Genomic DNA, 19,821 nt, shown 5'->3' on the forward strand with positions numbered 1-19,821 from the left:
GAATTCATCTACCGAAATCTGCCAGCGGAGAAGGAGATCCAAGGTCTCCGAAGACGTCAAGCCCCAGCTGCGGGCGCCTGACCCGGGTTGACTGAATATTTTCCATGCGCTCCGACGTCCCCTGAAAAGGGGTGCCAATTCAACAACTTGTCCATGCGCCGGAGGGGCCGCGTTCACGCCGCAGGCCGCGGGAGGCATCTTCGGAGCACGGGTACGTTGCTCCTCTGCTTCCGGTTGGCGCTCCAGGGCGCCTGTGCGACAGGTGCCGCATGACCTTGCGCCCGCTCCGCGCACTCGCGCTCCTGCTCGTCGCCGCGTGCACCGTCAGAGCGCCGCCGCCCGCCGCGCCGGCTCCCCTTCCCTCGCGGATGGAGATCGAGCGGCACCTCGCCACCAACGCCCGCGTGCGGGAGGGACTCGGTGAGCTCTTCCGGAAATACGGCATCAGCGGCCACGAAGAACCGCTGGCCGCGCTGAATCGTCAGCTCGAGGCGTACGACGCGGCGCTGCGCAAGGACGTGCTCCCGAAGGCGCGGACCGACTTCGCGCTGCCGCCGCCGCTCTACGCGTACATGCTCGAGCTGCATGGCGTCGACAGCCCGCCCGCCGAGCTCGCCCAGCTGGCCCACGCCGCCTTCGACGATCTGAAGGCGCAGATGCAGAAGCTCTCGCTGCCCATCGCGAAGGCGCGCAACTTGCCGAGCGCGGACTACCGGGACGTGATCCGCGCCCTGAAGAAAGAGCAGCTCGTGGGCGAGGCGATCTTGCCGCATTACAAGGAGCGCCTCGCCAGATCGAAGAGATCATCCGGAAGGAGCGCCTCGTCACGCTGCCGGAGCGGCCGGCGCGCATCCGGCTCGGCACCGCCGCCGAGAGCGCCGAGATGCCGGCGCCGCGCATGCGGCCGCCGCGGCTGCTCGACAACCAGGGAGAAGCGGGGGAGTTCGTGCTGCCGCTCAGCCTGCCTGGGCCCTCCGACGAGCTGCGGAGGATCGACGATTTCACCTTTGCCGCGGCGTCGTGGACGCTCACCGCCCACGAGGCGCGCCCCGGGCACGAGCTCCAGTTCGCCTCGCTCGTCGAGCGGGGCGTCTCGCTCGCCCGGGCCGTCTTCGCGGAGAACAGCGCCAACATGGAGGGGTGGGCCCTTTACTCGGAGGCCATCCTGCTCCCGTTCATGCCGCCCGAGGGCCAGCTCGTCTCCCTGCAACACCGCCTGGTCCGTGCCGCCCGCGGCTTCCTGGACCCGGAGCTCCAGGCGGGCAAGAGCACGCCGGCCGCCGCGCGGACCTTCCTGGAGAAAGAGGTGGTCCTCTCGCCGCCCCTCGCGCAATCCGAGGTGGAGCGTTACACCTTCCGCGCACCGGGACAGGCGACCTCGTACTTCTACGGGTTCACCCGGCTGATGGAGCTGCGGCGAGAGACGGAGTCCATGATGGGCCCGCGCTTCGACGCGCAGCGATTCCACGACTTCGTGCTCGCCCAGGGCATCCTGCCGCCGAAGCTGCTTCGCAAGGCGGTCATCGAGCGCTTCGTGCCGGCACAGCCGGCGCCCTGAGCGGCGGAGGGCGCGCGGCGCGCTCGTCATACCGCATCTCCCGCGGCCACGGCATCGACTCCGCCACGAGGTGCTCCTCGATGCGTTTCGGCGCGTGCGGCTGCGGGCCCGGGTACCGGTACTCCGACCGGTACGTCTGCTCCCGGATTGCATGATCCTCGCGCCATCCGTCGCCCCCAGCCGGAACCGGCGTGGGGCACGCCTGCGGCACGTACCGGTAGCTCGCCTGGTCCTTCGTCAGGATGTTGCCAATCTCGTCGTACGAGAACGACAGCCGGTACCGGTACTGCCAGTCTCTCCGGTCCTGGTACGTCCCGCGCGCCGAGAGCAGCTGGTACAGATCGTCGTACCCGTACTCCTGCGTCGTCGGCCCCACCAGCACCGAGCCCGGCATGTCCTGCTCGTACGGCACCTCGTTCCTCACGCGCTCCAGGTTGCCCGCCGGGTCGTACGCATACCGCATCCGCTGGAACGCCCTCGCCGGCCGCCCGCGCTCCACGAGGTACCTGTCGCGGTGGTCCGCGTTGATCTCCTGAAGCCGCCGCGACTTCTCGTAATACCGATACGACGTCGCGATCCCGTTGCCGTGCACCACCCTCACCCGCTGCTCGAGCTCGTCGTACCCGATGTGCTGCAGGTACTGCGTCACCGCAGGCTCGTCCGGGTGCTGCGGGTTGATCTGCGTATTCGTTCCCACCGCCGACCGGACCAGGGCGCGCTGCGGACTGAGCGCTGCGAAGTTCGACCGACGCGAAAGGTACAAGCCGAAGCAGCCATACTGGTGGCGCTGGAGGCTGCGCGCTGACCAGCCATCAGCAGCCCTCGCCGTCGTCTTTGACCGAAGTACCGCGCTTTTTGGCGGTCCACGCGGTGACGGACGCATCGGCCGTCGTGCCGGAGCCGATCGAGATCGCGCTGCCCAACGGGCGGGCAGTGCGGGTCCGGCCGGGCTTCGACCCGGCCACGCTCAAGCGGGACCTGGCGTTCGCCACCGAGGAGACGTGATGCTGACGCTGCTGCCACCCGAGCCATACCCGTCTTCACCTCGGTCCCGCCAGCAAGTGAACTTCGCCCCAAGCCCGACCCATACGAAATGCATAAGATGTCCCGAAACGCCCCCTCTCAACACACATCGTCACGATATCGATCTTCTCCTCATCCCCCTGGGACATAGGTGACCCAGTTTAAAACAGGAGCTCTCAGCGGGATCCCTGCGGACATGAGCGCCTCACTGCTCAGTTCTCGAATGCGCTCCCATTCTTGGCTCTCCTGGAGCGCACTCAGTGAATAGAACTCAGGTCGCCCCATCATAATTTCGAAGATTTTCCTTATTTTGTCGACAAGCATTGCCCCAGCATTTCCAAGCCCACGCTTCAGCTCGTCATCGTCGAGTGCGTCGCACTGCTCACCAAATAGAAGAGTCAACTCATCAGAAGCATCCACGAATGGAGGCAGCGCGGAAATTTGTCCCTCAGGACTCATTGCCAACAGCATGAGCACCTCAATCAGCTGCGACGTTTTCACACAAACATCGGACTCCACGCATCGCCTCCATTTAGAATTGAGGTCCCACTCGAACCGGACTGTGACCAGCATTAACCTTCCAATATGGCTGTGGTCCATGATGACCACCACCGGGGTGCCACTGAATCATTCGACCGGTCGGTTTCCCGCCTGAGTTGTACTGACGCAACATAAATCCCTGCCCCGCGTGCTTTCCGTGCGCCAACTTCTCTACTCGCCAGTTTCCAGGTGGCTTTCCCCCGAGCCGAAGCATGAGATCCTGGGGTTTCATACCGTCCAACAGGTTAGGGTTGGCCATCACATCATCAACAGTATCAAGCACCTCGCCGACCCGACGCATGGAAGCCGCTGCTCGTTTTGCGGACGACGACGAACCCGCTCCTCCTCCTTTACTACTGGTAGCAGACGGCTGCGCGGGCGGCACCGCCTGTGACGGCTTCGCCGCCTCCGCCCCCTGGGGCGGCTTCGCCGCCGGCGCCGGCTGCGCCGCTTTCGCCGGCGGTGCGGCCTGCGGCGGTTGCGCCGGCGCGGCTGCTGGCTGCGCCGGCGGCCGAGCAGCCTGCTGCTGCATGACCGCCCTGAACAGCACCCGGCGCATGGTGTCGCCGATACCGCGCGAGGTACGACCAGCTGCCGCCGCAGCGGATCCAGCGTTCATCCGCTGCAGCATCTGCTCCTGGTGGAACTTGCCGCCCTCCGGCCCGTTGAAGCAGCTCGGGTGCCTGCACCCATTGGCCCCAGGCGGGAAGTTCCGGTGTCCCCCTTGCGCCTGCCGCCCATCTGGGTCGACCAGGTTCACCGGGTTGTTCAGCGTGTAGCTGTACAGCCCCAGGTTCCCCGGGTTGAACACTCCCCCGCTCGTCCCCCCCTCCATGTACTCGTCCAGGATCGGATCCGGGCTCAGCCACACATTGCTCCTCGGATCGTAGTACCGCGCCCCGAAGTAGTAGAGCCCCGTCGCCTGGTCGAGCTCCTTCCCCGTGAACACGTACGCTCGCCTCAGCTCGTACCGCGAGTCCGACGCGTCGATCCACAGCTCACCGCTCGGGAAGTACTCGTCCCGCTGCGTCAGCGTCTGCTCGTTGTTCGACGCGAAGCTCGTGCTGCCCAGGTGGTCCGGGTGGTAGTACAGCGTCGGCGGGTCACGGAACCAGTCCGGATCCATCTTGCTCGCGACCCGCGTCTGCCCCGCATAGATGTGCTTCGTGACAAACCGCCCGTCCCGCAGCGTCAGGTGCTGGTCGTGGTACGCCGTCTCCTCCTCACCGCTCACGTGGTGCAGGTGCACCCGCCGCTCCCCGTCGCCGTCGTACAGCATCCGCGACAGCACCTGGCCGTTCTGCGTCACCCGGCTGACGCGGTTCTCCTCGTTCCACTCCGTCGCACGCGTGTCCGAGCCACGGTACGTCCAGCCGGTCTGGTTGCCGCTCGCGTCATACCGCATCTCCCGCGGCCACGGCATCGACTCCGCCACGAGGTGCTCCTCGATGCGTTTCGGCGCGTGCGGCTGCGGGCCCGTGTACTGGTACTCCGACCGGTACGTCTGCTCCCGGATCGCATGATCCTCGCGCCATCCATCGCACCCAGCCGGAACCGGCGTCGGGCACACCTGCGGCACGTACCGGTAGCTCGCCTGGTCCTTCGTCAGGATGTTGCCAATCTCGTCGTACGCGAACGACAGCCGGTACCGGTACTGCCAGTCTCTCCGGTCCTGGTACGTCCCGCGCGCCGAGAGCAGCTGGTACAGATCGTCGTACCCGTACTCCTGCGTCGTCGGCCCCACCAGCACCGACCCCGGCATGTCCTGCTCGTACGGCACCTCGTTCCGCACGCGCTCCAGGTTGCCCGCTGCGTCGTAAGCATACCGCATCCGCTGGAACGCCCTCGCCGGCCGCCTGCGCTCCACGAGGTACCTGTCGCGGTGGTCCGCGTTGATCTCCTGAAGCCGCCGCGACTTCTCGTAATACCTGTACGACGTCGCGATCCCGTTGCCGTGCACCACCCTCACCCGCTGCTCGAGCTCGTCGTACCCGATGTGCTGCAGGTACTGCGTCACCGGCGGCTCGTCCGGGTGCTGCGGGTTGATCTGCGTGTTCGTTCCCACCGCCGACCGGACCAGGCCCCCTCGGTCGTAGCCGTACGTCACCACCTCCGCCCCGGAGCCAGGGAACTTCAGCGACAGCAGCCGCCCGAACGCGTCGAAGTCGTACTCCATCGTCGCCTGGTACGGCCCCCGGTGCGGCTCCCGCAGCCGGGGGAACTCCGTCGACAGCTTCGCCACGTTCCCCTGCCGATCATACCAGAACGTCCTCTTGCCCGCCTCGCTCTGCTCCTCCACAAGCCGCCCGGCCCGGTTGCCATGCTCGTCGCCTGCCTCGCCCGGCGCGCCGTACACATACGTCACGTCCGTCGAGTCCGGGTAGTTCACCCGCCTGAGCCGGTTGAAGTCGTACTCGTACCGGATCAGCTTGCCCGCGCCCTCCGCCAAGAGCTTCGCCGTCTGCCGCGCCCCGACGTTGCCCGACCGGTCGTAACGCCACTCCGTGCGCCCCATGTCCGGGCTCGTCAGCGTCACCATCCGCCCCAGCGTGTCGTACGCCGCCGTCGTCACGTTCCCGCGCGTGTCCGTCACCCGCACCAGCTCGTCGACCGCGCTGTACCCGTACCGCGTCATCAGCGTCGTCCACGCCTCCGAACCGCGCAGCCGATTGCGCTCCTCGACCGCCACGATCGCGTTGTCCACGTCCTGGTACGCCTTGCGCACCTTCCCCTTCGGGTCGACCTCTGTCGCCACGAACATCGCCACGCCATCGAGCTCGTCGATATCATAGCTCGTCGTCGTCACCGCCTCGCCGCCCTCGGCCTCGTCGTCCGGCTCCCTCCGCTCGACGACGCGCGAGAGCACGTCGTACTCGAACGTCGTCGGGTGCTTCAGCGCCACGTCCACGAACGCCGTCGCCCCGCCCGTCGCGAACACCGGCTGCCCCTGCTGCCAGACGCGCCCCCGCTCGTCCAGCACCACCCGGCCACTCACGCTCATACCCACGGTCGGGGCGGCCCCCGTCCCTGGATCCTTCTCCAGGTCCTTCTTCGTCTGGATCACCCGGTCCAGCCCGTCGATGAACGTCACCGTGTCGATCGGATCCCCCGGGTGCTGCACGTCCTTGTGCACGCTCTCCGGCGAGAACGCGTTTCCGCTCGACCGATCCGGGAGCGAGTTCAGCCAGACGCCGTTGCTGCCCACGAAATCCGGGAGCCCGTCGCCGTTGATGTCCGTGAACGCGACGTCCTCGTTGTCCGCCCCGAACGAGACGGATACCCCCACCCCGACGTGCGGATCACACACCGTCGGCCCCGCGCCGACGAACGCGCTGAGCCCCCCTTCGACCGAGCTCGTGGCCCCGAGGCCATCGCGCCCTTCCGCGGAGCGGCTCCACTCCGTCGGCGCCGAGAACACCTGGAGCTCGCCGTCCTGTTGCTCGAGGCCGAAGTACTCGAAGTTGTGCTCGTAGAGCGGCTCCTCACCGCCGCTTCCGTGGACAGCGATGCGCTTCAGCACGGGTCCGATCCATTCTCCGCCCTCTCACCACAGATTTTCAGGTGGAGCCTGTCTCAGCCGGCGTTGGCACAGAGAGCCGATGTGGGCTTGTCGATGGGCTTCGCCATAGCGTCACGATCACAGCCCGCGATCGAAATGTCGATCCCCCGGATGGCCACGGTAAACCGATCGATTTTATTGGCAGAATCGACCGCCCCGCTAACCGTACGCCCACATAGGACCACCAATGCCGTCATGCGACTACTCACCCTTCGACTTCCGAAGCTTCTCCATCTGCTGCTGCAAACCGTCTGCCCATTCAACAAACCAATAGTGACTAGCCAACTTCCCGCAGCAAATTTTGGACACACGAAGAAAGTCGCCCGCAAGACCCACCAGCTCCTTGAGCACCAACTCACACGACACCGAAATGGTGTCCGTATGCGATGTTGGTTTCACGATCAGATCATTGCACTGAATCAAAAATTCTCCACCATGGGGAGTAAGCAAAACCACCCGCTCGACCCCCTGCTCGTAGAATTCCAATTTACCCACCTGCCCCTGAGCCAAGAGCTCGAGCGCGTCTCCGAGTTGCTCGATCACCACCAACAGATCGGTCCTAACCGTGACAGGCCAATACTCATCAGAACAGACACGCACATGAAAGCCCACCCCTGCGGCCTCTAGCGCCTCACATATATCCCGAAGCACGGACCCCAGATCATCGAGCTCTGGATCATATTCCAATTGACCGCTCTCGCTTCGTGGCAGAACACTGGGCACAGTCAGCCTCACTTCAAACATAGATGCTTACTCCACAGGGTATGCGGTTCGGTATCCACCGTTCGGCAGTGGAACGAGTGTGGCCTTCGTTGCCGGAACAATCGAACCATCCGGTCGAATTACCTGACCCATTTTTTCCGGCAGGGCAACTGTCGTGGGCTCGGTAATTCCCGCTCTTTGCTCTGCAAGCCACTTCGCAGCAGATTTATTATCGGTCCATTGCCCTTGAGGGCCGCCCTTGGGACCTCTTGCGCGTCCGAGGAGTGCATTGGTGTTCTTTGCTCCTGCCCCATGAGTGTCAAAGGTGTGACCGTAGGTTGGTTTGCTCGCGGAATTTCCCCATTTCAGGTCCCCCTTTGCGTCTCCTTTCGGTGGTGCTGCCTGCGTCGCAGGCGCCTTCCCCGCTTCTGCCGCCTGCGGCGGCTTCGCCGCCGGAGCTGGCTGCGGGCCTTTCGCCGGCTGCGCGGCCGGCGGCGGTTGTGCCGGCGCGGCCGCAGGCTGCGCCGGCGGCCGAGCAGCCTGCTGCTGCATCACGAACCTGAACAGCAGCCGGCGCATGCCGTCCCCGATACCGCGAGACGTGCGACCCGCCGCCGCAGCGCCAGCGTTCATCCGCTGCAGCATCTGCTCCTGATGGAACTTTTGCCCCGCCGGCCCGTTGAAGCAGCTCGGGTGCCGGCAACCATTGGCCCCAGGCGGGAAGTTCCGGTGCGCCCCTTGCGCGCTCCTCCCATCCGGGTCGACCAGGTTCACCGGGTTGTTCAGCGTGTAGCTGTACAGCCCGAGGTTCCCCGGGTTGAACACCCCTCCGCTCGGCCCTCCGTCCATGTACTCGTCCAGGATCGGATCCGGGCTCAGCCACACACTGCTCCTCGGGTCGTAGTACCGCGCCCCGAAGTAGTAGAGCCCCGTCGCCTGGTCGAGCTCCTTCCCGGTGAACACGTACGCTCGCCTCAGCTCGTACCGCGAGTCCGACGCGTCGATCCACAGCTCTCCGCTCGGGAAGTACTCGTCCCGCTGCGTCAGCGTCTGCTCGTTGTTCGACGCGAAGCTCGTGCTGCCCAGGTGGTCCGGGTGGTAGTACAGCGTCGGCGGGTCACGGAACCAGTCCGGATCCATCTTGCTCGCTATCCGCGTCTGCCCCGCATAGATGTGCTTGGTGACGAACCGCCCGTCCCGCAGCGTCAGGTGCTGGTCGTGGTACGCCGTCTCCTCCTCGCCGCTCACGTGGTGCAGGTGCACCCGCCGCTCCCCGTCGCCGTCGTACAGCATCCGCGACTTCAACTGCTGGTTCTGGCTCACCCGGCTGACGCGGTTCTCCTCGTTCCACTCCGTCACCCAGGTGACCGGCTTCGAGTATGTCTCCAATCCAGGCAGAACGCCTCTCGCTGGCAACTGAGCGAAACAATTCAGCGCCAACCGTCAGAATCTTATTTTCATCCGCAGAACCATCCAATCCTGACACTGCCCTCATCAATCTGCCACTCTACGACGTCACCCATCTGGCCAACACCTCAGTCCGACGGCCCCTGGATAGCCAGTACACCCAGAGCCTTCTGTGCCTCGGCACAAAGCCGCCTCCACGCATCTGTCTGCGTGAATTCTTCCAGCGGAGGAAGCACCTGAGGGGTCTCTTCGGCGATGGCATCGATGATCTTCGAGAACTCTCCGAGCGCACGAATCTCATCAACAGTGAACAGAGCACCAAATTGTGGATTATCTGGCCTGTACCAATCATCCCATTGATTAAACAGCTCTTCTGCCACGTTCACAGCAGGAGCCCGCGTTTGGTATGCACGCTGCAGCTGCAAGCTCGACAGCAGCACCAATACCTCCCGAACACGCTCCCGCACATACTTTCCGTCACTCATTGACACCACCGATCAAGGTGCATTCCAGCTTTTCCACTTCAACCAGTCCGACAGTGGAATATGAGCGTTAGGATGCTCGCTCAAAGGACCAGGAATTGATTTCCCGTCGGGCCCAACAATCCGCCCATTCGAATTAACAACGACATGATCCACCTGCTGCAGCGATTGGCTATTGTTCGGGTTACCGCGATCGATCCGGACTCCGTTCCCCTGGTTCTTCGGATCTTGCCATCTCACGCCTACCCCCTTCTTTGTCGGATTCCCCGCCCCCCACGAGCTTGGGATCTTAGCTGAGGCCTCGGCCGGCGGAGCCCATCCTCCCCCCTTTGGTGCCGCCTGTGGCGGTTTCGCCGCCTCCGCCCCCTGGGGCGGCTTCGCCGCCGGCGCAGGCTGCGCCGCTTTCGCCGGCTGTGCGGCCGGCGGCGGTTGCGCGGGCGCTGCTGCTGGCTGCGCCGGCGGCCGAGCAGCCTGCTGCTGCTGCATCACGAACCTGAACAGCAGCCGGCGCATGCCGTCCCCGATACCGCGAGACGTGCGACCCGCCGCCGCAGCGCCAGCGTTCATCCGCTGCAGCATCTGCTCCTGGTGGTACTTTTGCCCCGCCGGCCCGTTGAAGCAGCTCGGGTGCCTGCACCCATTGGCCCCCGGAGGGAAGTTCCGATGCGCCCCCTGCGCGCTCCGCCCATCCGGGTCGACCAGGTTCACCGGGTTGTTCAGCGTGTAGCTGTACAGCCCGAGGTTCCCCGGGTTGAACACCCCTCCGCTCGGCCCTCCGCCCATGTACTCGTCCAGGATCGGATCCGGGCTCAGCCATACGCTGCTCCGTGGGTCGTAGTACCGCGCCCCGAAGTAGTACAGCCCCGTCGCCTGGTCGAGCTCCTTCCCCGTGAACACGTACGCCCGCCTCAGCTCGTACCGTGAATCCGACGCGTCGATCCACAGCTCCCCGCTCGGGAAGTACTCGTCCCGCTGCGTCAGCGTCTGTTCGTTGTTCGACGCGAAGCTCGTGCTGCCCAGGTGGTCCGGGTGGTAGTACAGCGTCGGCGGGTCACGGAACCAGTCCGGATCCATCTTGCTCGCTATCCGCGTCTGCCCCGCATAGATGTGCTTCGTCACGAACCGCCCGTCCCGCAGCGTCAGGTGCTGGTCGTGGTACGCCGTCTCCTCCTCGCCGCTCACGTGGTGCAGGTGCACCCGCCGCTCCCCGTCGCCGTCGTACAGCATTCGCGACAGCACCTGACCGTTCTGCGTCACCCGCGTGACGCGGTTCTCCTCGTTCCAGTCCGTCGTCCGCGTGTCCGAGCCACGGTACGTCCAGCCGGTCTGGTTGCCGCTCGCGTCATACCGCATCTCCCGCGGCCACGGCATCGACTCCGCCACCAGGTGCTCCTCGATGCGCTTCGGCGCGTGCGGCTGCGGGCCCGGGTACTGGTACTCCGACCGGTACGTCTGCTCCCGGATCGCATGATCCTCGCGCCATCCGTCGCACCCAGCCGGAACCGGCGTGGGACACGCCTGCGGCACGTACCGGTAGCTCGCCTGGTCCTTCGTCAGGAGGTTGCCAATCTCGTCGTACGAGAACGACAGCCGGTACCGGAACTGCCAGTCTCTCCGGTCCTGGTACGTCCCCCTCGCCGAGATCAGCTGGTACAGATCGTCGTACCCGTAGTCCTGCGTCGTCGGCCCCACCAGCACCGAGCCCGGCATGTCCTGCTCGTACGGCACCTCGTTCCTCACGCGCTCCAGGTTGCCCGCTGCGTCGTACTCGTACCGCATCCGCTGGAACGCCCTCGCCGGCTGCCCGCGCTCCACGAGGTACCTGTCGCGGTGGTCCGCGTTGATCTCCTGAAGCCGCCGCGACTTCTCGTAATACCGATACGACGTCGCGATCCCGTTGCCGTGCACCACCCTCACCCGCTGCTCGAACTCGTCGTACCCGATGTGCTGCAGGTACTGCGTCACCGGCGGCTCGTCCGGGTGCTGCGGGTTGATCTGCGTATTCGTTCCCACCGCCGACCGGACCAGGCCCCCTCGGTCGTAGCCGTACGTCACCACCTCCGCCCCGGAGCCAGGGAACTTCAGCGACAGCAGCCGCCCGAACGCGTCGAAGTCGTACTCCATCGTCGCCTGGTACGGCCCCCGGTGCGGCTCCCGCAGCCGGGGGAACTCCGTCGCCAGCTTCGCCACGTTCCCCTGCCGATCATACCAGAACGTCCTCTTGCCCGCCTCGCTCTGCTCCTCCACAAGCCGCCCGGCCCGGTTGCCATGCTCGTCGCCTGCCTCGCCCGGCGCGCCGTACACATACGTCACGTCCGTCGAGTCCGGGTAGTTCACCCGCCTGAGCCGGTTGAAGTCGTACTCGTACCGGATCAGCTTGCCCGCGCCCTCCGCCAAGAGCTTCGCCGTCTGCCGCGCCCCGACGTTGCCCGACCGGTCGTAGCGCCACTCCGTGCGCCCCATGTCCGGGCTCGTCAGCGTCACCATCCGTCCCAGCGTGTCGTACGCGGCCGTCGTCACGTTCCCGCGCGTGTCCGTCACCCGCACGAGCTCGTCGACCGCGCTGTACCCGTACCGCGTCATCAGCGTCGTCCACGCCTCCGACCCGCGCAGCCGATTGCGCTCCTCGACCGCCACGATCGCGTTGTCCACGTCCTGGTACGCCTTGCGCACCTTCCCCTTCGGGTCGACCTCTGTCGCCACGAACATCGCCACGCCATCGAGCTCGTCGATATCGTAGCTCGTCGTGGTCACCGCCTCGCCGGCCTCGGCCTCCTCGTCCGGCTCCCTCCGCTCGACGATGCGCGAGAGCACGTCGTACTCGAACGTCGTCGGGTGCTTCAGCGCCACGTCCACGAACGCCGTCGCCTCTCCCGTCGCGAACACCGGCTGCCCCTGCTGCCAGACGCGCCCCCGCTCGTCCAGCACCACCCGGCCGCTCACGCTCATCCCCACGACCGGCGCGGCCCCCGTCCCTGGATCCTTCTCCAGGTCCTTCTTCGTCTGGATCACCCGGTCCAGCCCGTCGATGAACGTCACCGTGTCGATCGGATCCCCCGGGTGCTGCACGTCCTTGTGCCGCGTCCGCGCCCACGCCGGCAGGGCGACGCTCTCCCCCGGCTGGAGCGCATACTCGAACGCGATCGTCGCCTCCGCCGCCGTCGGCGGGTCGTCCGGACCGAACACCGCCCGCAGCCGCCCGAACGCGTCGAAGTCGTAATGGACCTCATGGCCGTTGACGTCCCGCACCGCGCTCACCGCGCCGTAGCGGTAGTCCGACCACGTCTCCGAGAAGTAACCGAACGAGTCGTCCACCCGGGAGAGGTACGTCTCCGCCACATCGTCGTACTCGTACGTCAGCGTGAAGCGCCGCGGCTCGATCGCCTGCTCCAGGTTGCCGTACACGTCGTGGGTGAACTCCCATGTTGGATTCGTCGACGCGTCTCCCGTGTACGGCGCGCCCGTCGCCGGATCCTTGCCGCCGATCACCGTGCTCGTGATCCACTCGACCGCTCCGGTCACCTCGTTGTACCCCGCGGTGCGCCCGCGCAGCAGCGTCCCCGCGCTGTCGCGCACCTCGACGCTGTCCGCCCGCACGATGTGCGGCCCGTCGTACGTCACGTGATGGATCGTGGTCGTGACGTCGTCCTCCAGCGTGCCTGGCTCGCCGTGCTCGATCACCCCGATGAGGTTGCCGCGGTCGTCCCAGTCCCGCTCCTCGCTCGTCTGCTTGCCGGGCGCGCTCGGGTCCGTCGTCTTGCCCTCATACCACGACATCGTCCGCAGCTCTTCCGCCGGGAAGAACGAGCCCGTCAGCGTCGCCTGCGCCCCGGGCGCCCGGTACACCACCTCTTGCCGGCTGAACAGCCGCCCCTCGGCGTCCTGCTCGATCACCTCGGCCACGAGCCCGCGACGGTAATAGTCCTGGTTGTGGTAACGCGTCACGATCTGCGAGCCGTCCTCGCGCTCCGCCGTCACCTGCGCGAAGCCGTAGTCCTCGCGCTCCGCCCGGTCGTAGAACCCGCTCTGGTGGTAATCGAACGTGTGCACGTAGGCGGGCGTGCCCATGCCGTCGTCCACCTCCACCCGCGACAGCACCCACTTGCTGCCAGGCATGTCCACGCTCAGCTCGTCCGGGCTGCTCGCATACGCCACCTTGTTGCCCTCACGCGCATAGTCCAGCCGGATGCTGCCGCCAAGCGGACGCACCACGCGCGACAGCCGGTTGGTCTTGCCCGTCAGGTTCAGCCGCGCCCGCAGCGCCGGGTCGCTCTCGCGCAGCATCCCCTCGCTCAGCTTCAGCACGTGATCCGCCGTCCCGTCGCCGTCCACGTCCTCCCATCCCAGCTCGCTCCGCCCGTCGCTCAACCCGAGCTGCGCCGCGATCTCGAGCACGATGCACACGTACGGCGTCGGGATCTTGATCGGCACGCCATACCCCGCGTTGAACGCCGTCGTCTCCGAGAACGACAGCGCGTCGTTGCTGCCGTTGATCTCCCTCGTGTACTCCTTCTCCAGCGCGACCCCCCACGGCAGCGCGCCGCTCACCGCCGGCGCGCTCCACCTCTCCTCGGGCCCGAAGCGGTCACCGAGGTTGAGCCGGACCCGGTAGTAGCCCTGTCCAGGCTGCTTGATCACCCGGTCGGGCAGCCTGTCACCGTTCAGGTCCACGAAGTCGACGAGCGTCCGGCTCACCGTGTGCGCGATGCCGCCGCCGATCCCCGCATAACCCACCTGCAGGCTGTTCGTCGTGTTGTCCTGCACCCGCACCGACTCGAGCTTCTCCGGGGACCAGACCCGGCTCAGCGCGGTCAGCGGATCCCCGTCGACCTCCGGCAGCGGCTCGAACGGATCGCCGCTCGGATCGATCGCCGCCCAGGCGCGCTCCTCCCTGAAGCGGTGGCCGAGGTTCAGCGCCACACGGAGCACGCCGCCCGCGCTCCTCACCTTGTCCGGAAGCCCGTCGCCGTTCACGTCGAGCAGGTCGTTCGTCGTCTGCGACGTGCCCCAGCTCTTGCCGAGAGAGGGCAGCACGCTGAGCACCTCCTTGGTCTCGGCGCTCGCCTCGATCTTCTCGGCGACCACCGACGCCGCGGATCCGAAGCCGAACCCGAACCGCGCGCTCATGGTCTCGATGACCCGGATGTCCCCCAGCCCACCGACGGTCGGGGCGTCATAATGCCCCGGCTGCTGGCCGTCGCACCGGCCGCCGCTGCCGCACGTCTGGATGCGCACGCCGCCCTGCGTGACGGCATCGGGCCGCCCATCGCCGTTGACGTCGACGAGCTCCAGCTTCGACTCGGTGGTCCCGGTCGTCACCTGGAACGACCCGATGAGCGCGAGCTCCCCCGAGGACGAGCCGTTGTGGCTCTTCCTCAGCCCGGGGACGTTGGCCACGTCCTCCGGCCGGACGCCGCCGACGCGCGACGGCTTGAGCTCCCCGGCCCGGATGTACATGTCCGCGCCCGAGCCCCGGAACACAGGGCCGCTGACGCTGCCCACGAGAGGAAACCCGGCCTCGCCCGGCGACCAGCCCGCGTGGTACCCCTCCCAGTGCGGCTCGACGCGCGTGAAATAAGGCGGCCTGTTCTCCTCCGGCCTCCGGCGGAGCTGGTTCTCGTCGAACGGGTACTCCGTCGTCCACTCGCCATAGCTGAAGCCGCGGAAGCCGCCCACCATGCGGGCTTCCAGCTTCCCATCCGGGATCGCTCGAGCGTTCACGGCGGGCACGTCCAGCACCGTCCCCGTCTCGTTGAAGACGAGCTGCGGGAGCCACGACACCGACGCTCCGGGATCCGACAGCGATGTGTCCATGTCCGCTGCGCTCTCGAAGAACTTCGTGAAGGCGAGCTCCTCGCCCTCCGTCACCGGGAACACCACCGGATCGCTCGGGCCAGGCACGCTCCTGGCCGGCGAGATCGCCTCCGCTCCGAGCAGCTCCCGGAACAGCCGCTCGCTCTCGCGATCCACCCGCAGGGTCACCGGCCCCTCCGTCGCTTGCTTCGAGGCGGAGCCGAGCAGGCTGACCGTCCCGCTCTCGGGCATGGCCAGCCGGGACAGCGAAAGCGCCGTCCCGCCGGTCGTGCTGTCGCTCAGCTGCACGGGCGCCACGATCGACTCCTCGGGCACCGAGATCGGCCCGCCGTCGCCGGGCAACGCTTCGAGCCCGCACACCCTCTTACCGGACGGAGCACCGGACCTGGGCGCGCACTCCCCTACCGCGCGGCAGCTCCCCGGATCCGCGTCGTGGCCGCACACCTCGGTGTACCGGGCAAACCCCTGGTACTGCACGCGCGACGGGTGGACCACGTTCTCGCCGAGCTCGGCGTACAGGAACAGGAGGTCGCCCTGGAGCACGGACACCGGCCTCGCGATCTCGGTGCTGAGCTGCGCGCCCGACACCCTGGTCCGATCGAGCTCGACGCTCTGCCCCGAGTCGACGTCCTGGCGCACGAGCCGCACCCAGAACGCATCGTTCGCGTTGGTCCGGACGAAGCTCGCCTGCACCGTGACTTGCCCGTCTGCCCCCGCGACCCAGCCCGGCACGCTCCGGTCGAGCACGGAGAAGTCGGCCGCGAAGGTATAGGTATACATCGGACGCCCGAGCGCGTCGGGGCGCCTCATTTCGCGCGGCAGCATCGGCAAGCAGGAGTCCGACACGCAGAGCTCCGTATAGCGAATGCGCGGGTTCCAGCGCGTGATGTCGCCCTCGATGTCCTCCTTCGGGTCCACGCGGAAAAAGAGCGCATCCGTCGGACGGACGCGGACGCGGACGCCGCTCCCGCACCCCCCGTCGCCCTCGGGGACACACGCAGCGTCGCTCGGCCCGATGTCCCTCTGCCAGAGCAGCTGGTGGTCGCGGTGGAACTTGTCATTCGACCGCGGCACCGGCGTCGTCTTCGTGATCGACGCCATCACCCCGTCTCCCGCGCCGCCCCCGGCCAGCGACACGCCGCCGTCGATGACGACGATACCGTCGATCGGCGGCGTCCATTTCACCAGCGCGCTGGTCCGGTAGAACGCGTTGCGAAGCGCCTCGACCTGCTCGCCATCGCTGAAATCCTCGTCGATCGTGAACCCGGCGCCGCGGGCGCCCGGCCCCAGCCGCGCGTTGTTCGGGTTCAGCGTCGCCCCGCTCCCATCGAGCAGCTCCGGGAAGCCATCCCCGTTGATGTCGAGCAGCAGGCTCTGCGCGGTCGCGGTGCTCCAGGCGCGGTTGAGACCATACCCTCCGAGCTCCTGGAACAGGTGCATCGCCCCCTGCAGGCCCGCCGTGATCTGGTGCGTGCTGCCCACGCTCTCCGGCGAGAACGCGTTTCCGCTCGACCGATCCGGGAGCGAGTTCAGCCAGACGCCGTTGCTGCCCACGAAATCCGGGAGCCCGTCGCCGTTGATGTCCGTGAACGCGACGTCCTCGTCGTCCGCCCCGAACGAGACGGAGACCCCCACCCCGGCGTGCGGATCACACACCGTCGGCCCCACGCCGACGAACGCGCTGAGCCCCCCTTCGACCGAGCTCGTGGCCCCGAGGCCATCGCGCCCTTCCGCGGGGCGGCTCCACTCCGTCGGCGCCGAGAACACCTGGAGCTCGCCGTCCTGTTGCTCGAGGCCGAAGTACTCGAAGCTGTGCTCGTAGAGCGGCTCCTCACGGCCGTTTCCGTGGACAGCGATGCTCTTCAGCAACGACTTGTGATGGTGCCGCGGGTCCGGCGTGTCGTACGCGAAATGATAGCTCCGGATGATCTCCTCGGCGCCGGGCACCTGGCCCATGGTCACGTCGACGCGCGTGAGCCTCCGCGTCGTCCGCACCTCGAAGCCAGCGCGCGCCGAGCTCACGATGTCTCTCCGCTGCGCTCCGTCGTCCACGGAGAAGACCACGTGATAGTGCGCTCCAGGGAAGCCGCTCTCGTGCTCCGTGTAATCGATCCGTTGCGGATAGAGCTGCACCCAGTCCTCGCCCTCGGGCGCATCCTTGAAGTACGAGATCCGCATGCGGTTGCCGAACGTGTCTTCCACCAGCTCCAGGTTCCAGCGGAAGATCCCGACCTCGCCGGACCGGTCCGTCAGGCGCGCGCCCGCGCTCTGCCCGTAGGTATACCGGGTGCCGTCCTTGTCGGTGACCACCCAGTGAAAGCTCTTGGGATCGGCCCCGAGGCGCTCGATGCGATCGAAGGCGCCCTCGACGCGCCGCTCGTACCTGCCCGGCTGACCGGGGATGGCCCGCAGCATCTGGCCGTCGAGCGTGTAGAGCTCGTCGCCCGTGTACCGCCACACGCCGAACCGCGTGTCGATCTCGATCGCCGAGACGCGCAGATCCCACCCCACGCCGAGCCAGCCATTGCCCAGCTCGCTCTCGTACGTGACCGCCAGATCCGGCGCGATGCCGTGCCGGCCCGGCGGCACCTCGATCGGGAACGACAGCTGCGCCGTGCCCCGGCCGTTCGCCTCCGGCGGCTCGATGAACGACACGCCCGCAGACGGGCTCGCGAGCTGGATCCCCTTCATCGCGTTGGGATCGAACGACTGCGCGCCCGGCTGATCCGGCATGGAGATCGCCGCGTTGACGAAATCGGTGAAGTGATCCGTCAAGCTCGTGAGCTCCCGGCCCCCGCCCTCCTCGACGCGCCCGAGCTTCGTCCATCGCTGGACCGTCTCGTCGAAGTAGAAACCGAAGATCTCCCTGGCCCTGGCGCCGCTCGGGATCGCCGCGGCGTCGACAGGCAACGTCAGCTTCACCGGCTTCTTGAACTTGAGCCCGTGCGGCCCGAAGCGGAACGCGCGCCCCTCGGGCGTCACATTGCGCATCGCGCGCCCCATCGGCTGCACCTGGACAGGCATCAGCGGGCGGATCGTGATGCGCGTCGTCTCTTCCAGCGCGTCAGGCGGGATATCGAGCGTGGCGCCCGCGAACGAGAGCACCGCGCCCTTGTCCGGGCTCACCACCGCGCCATAGGGCGCGCCGTGGTCCACGACGAGCCCGCTCGGGGCGGCGCCCGCGGCGCACGGACCGAGCTCGAGCTCGCGACCGAGGCGCGTGCCGTCCTCGAGCCGCGCCTCGAGGCGCGCCGTCCACGTCCGGTGACTGGCCCCCTCGGGCTCAGGGAGCGTGAGCTCGAAGCTGCCGTCGTCGCCCAGCGCCACCGGCTCCGGGCCGGCGAACAGCCGTGCTCGCGACGCGTCTTCGCCGGCCAGATCGAGGAACCCGCGCACATGGGCTCTTCCCTCGGCGCACTCGCCATGCAGCGGCGTGCTCAGCGCGATCCTCCGCGCGCGGGAGGGGACGGGGCTCGCCACCACGGCGACGTCCGAAACCTCGGCGCGGCTCCCCTTCGCCCGCGCGATCTGCACGGAGGCCGCCCCCGGCCATGTCGCTGACTCCGGGAGATCGAACCGGTGCCAGCCCGGCGGCAGGTCCTTCAGGTCGAAGCGCAGCCCCTCGGCGCCTTCGCTGGGCGCGATCCGGAGCTCCCCGGCGCCCGCGCTGCTCAGCTGGAAGAGGAGCGCGTGCGGCGCCACGCGCGCGCCGAAATCGAGGCTCAGCGCCTCCGTGCGAGGCGCGCGCTCGCCGCCGGCCGGCCGGGCGCGCGCCTCGGCAGCGGGACGCGCCTCGACCACACCGGCGTGCGGGATCCCGACCACCCGCAGCGCGCTCACGGTGAATCCGTGCTCCTGCTCCGCGGAGGGCCGGAACCGCACCACGTTATCGCCGCGCCTCAGCCACACGGGCGCGATCTCCTCGACTTGCAGGCCTCCGGTCGCGGGCGCTGCCGCCAGGGAGCCGCCGCGCGGCGCTGTGCCGTTGATCTGCCGGTTCACGCCCGACCAGTGCCCGCGGCCCTCCAGCTGGTAGACGAGGAACGCGCGCGCGAGCGCCCGTGGATCGGTGTCCACGTGGAGCGACAGCGATTGCTCGCCGCCCGTGCGCGTCACGGTGGCCCGCTCGGACGTCGCAGCGAACTGGTAAGCCCCGGTGAGCCGCCCCGCGAGCACGCGATCGGCGAGCTCCACCTCCGAGAGACCGCGCGTGGGCGCGCCGGCGCTCCAGAACAGGATCTCCTGCGGCCCGCGCTCGCCCGAAGGAAGCCACTCGATGACGACGTGCTGGGCCGTGACCGCCATGGGAAGGCGCGTCCAGCGCTCGCCCGTGTCGTGGAGCGGCACGTCGACGAGGCCGGAGATGGCCTGAAGCTCGGCGCCGTCCTCCGCACGGACCGTGAGCGCGCCCTCGCTGCGCCCGTACAGCGCGAGCGCCTCGAGCGCGGTGGGCTGCGGAAACGAGACCCGGATCCGCACCTTCTCCCCGGTCTCGCTGCGAAGCCCCGTATCATCGCGGCCGTCGAACAGGACCCACGGGTCCGCCCCCGGGCCGGCGCCATCGGCGCGAACGTCCGCTGGCAAGGCCACCATCGGGACGACGGCGAGGCCGTCGGGGCCGCCGGCGGGGTCTGCCGCGCTCGCGAGCGCGGCGGCGTCCCCGGCGAGCGCCGCCGCGAGCTCGGCGCCGCCGCGAGCTCCGGTGAGCCGCGCGCGCAAGGGATCGCCTATCCGGC

9 protein-coding genes and 1 pseudogene are annotated in these 19,821 nt (G+C 67.7%); 3 read left to right on the top strand and 7 right to left on the bottom strand.

Annotation, left to right across the window (positions count from 1 at the left end; all coding sequences use genetic code 11):
- Nucleotides 1-368: 368 nt before the first annotated feature.
- Both WMF46_RS37050 and WMF46_RS37055 read left to right on the top strand, forming a co-directional pair.
- Nucleotides 369-704, top strand: a pseudogene (locus tag WMF46_RS37050) (DUF885 domain-containing protein); the annotation flags it as partial.
- 125 nt (nucleotides 705-829) lie between these two features.
- A complete protein-coding gene (locus tag WMF46_RS37055) occupies nucleotides 830-1,558 on the top strand; it encodes a DUF885 family protein (protein ID WP_437987981.1) in 729 nt (242 codons plus the stop codon).
- Here WMF46_RS37055 and WMF46_RS37060 read toward each other — a convergent pair.
- Entirely contained in the window at nucleotides 1,521-2,255 is a 735-nt protein-coding gene (locus WMF46_RS37060; protein WP_437981526.1) for a hypothetical protein, read from the bottom strand. The genes WMF46_RS37055 and WMF46_RS37060 overlap by 38 nt on opposite strands.
- A gap of 173 nt (nucleotides 2,256-2,428) precedes the next feature.
- On the opposite strand from WMF46_RS37060, the gene WMF46_RS37065 reads away from it, so the two are divergent.
- Nucleotides 2,429-2,563, top strand: coding sequence for a hypothetical protein (locus WMF46_RS37065; RefSeq protein WP_437981527.1), 135 nt, complete (start codon nucleotides 2,429-2,431; stop codon nucleotides 2,561-2,563).
- Nucleotides 2,564-2,713: 150 nt separating this feature from the next.
- On the opposite strand, the gene WMF46_RS37070 is transcribed toward WMF46_RS37065, so the two are convergent.
- The 6 genes from WMF46_RS37070 to WMF46_RS37095 all read right to left on the bottom strand — a co-directional run bounded on the left by WMF46_RS37070 (nucleotide 2,714) and on the right by WMF46_RS37095 (nucleotide 19,804).
- Nucleotides 2,714-3,100 (bottom strand): hypothetical protein, encoded by a 387-nt coding sequence (locus WMF46_RS37070; RefSeq protein ID WP_437981528.1) that lies wholly within the window; start codon nucleotides 3,098-3,100, stop codon nucleotides 2,714-2,716.
- A 13-nt stretch (nucleotides 3,101-3,113) separates the two neighbouring features.
- Nucleotides 3,114-6,641, bottom strand: coding sequence for an RHS repeat domain-containing protein (locus WMF46_RS37075; protein WP_437981529.1), 3,528 nt, complete (start codon nucleotides 6,639-6,641; stop codon nucleotides 3,114-3,116).
- 240 nt (nucleotides 6,642-6,881) lie between these two features.
- Nucleotides 6,882-7,424, bottom strand: coding sequence for a hypothetical protein (locus tag WMF46_RS37080; RefSeq protein ID WP_437981530.1), 543 nt, complete (start codon nucleotides 7,422-7,424; stop codon nucleotides 6,882-6,884).
- 6 nt (nucleotides 7,425-7,430) lie between these two features.
- On the bottom strand, nucleotides 7,431-8,771 hold the full coding sequence (locus tag WMF46_RS37085) for an RHS repeat-associated core domain-containing protein (RefSeq protein ID WP_437981531.1): 1,341 nt from the start codon (nucleotides 8,769-8,771) through the stop codon (nucleotides 7,431-7,433).
- Between the two features lie 146 nt (nucleotides 8,772-8,917).
- On the bottom strand, nucleotides 8,918-9,274 hold the full coding sequence (locus tag WMF46_RS37090) for a hypothetical protein (protein ID WP_437544801.1): 357 nt from the start codon (nucleotides 9,272-9,274) through the stop codon (nucleotides 8,918-8,920).
- Between the two features lie 12 nt (nucleotides 9,275-9,286).
- Nucleotides 9,287-19,804 carry a SpvB/TcaC N-terminal domain-containing protein gene (locus WMF46_RS37095; protein ID WP_437981532.1) on the bottom strand — a complete coding sequence of 3,506 codons (10,518 nt, stop codon included), beginning with the start codon at nucleotides 19,802-19,804 and terminating at the stop codon, nucleotides 9,287-9,289.
- Nucleotides 19,805-19,821: the final 17 nt, after the last annotated feature.

Origin of the sequence: Sorangium sp. So ce117, assembly GCF_051524395.1 — a bacterium.
GTDB classification, from domain to species: domain Bacteria; phylum Myxococcota_A; class Polyangia; order Polyangiales; family Polyangiaceae; genus Sorangium; species Sorangium cellulosum_B.

Coding starts and splice junctions, on each gene's coding strand:
- WMF46_RS37090 (WP_437544801.1), bottom strand. CDS start 9,274: ATGAGTGACGGAAAGTATGTGCGGGAGCGTGTTCGGGAGGTATTGGTG.
- WMF46_RS37080 (WP_437981530.1), bottom strand. CDS start 7,424: ATGTTTGAAGTGAGGCTGACTGTGCCCAGTGTTCTGCCACGAAGCGAG.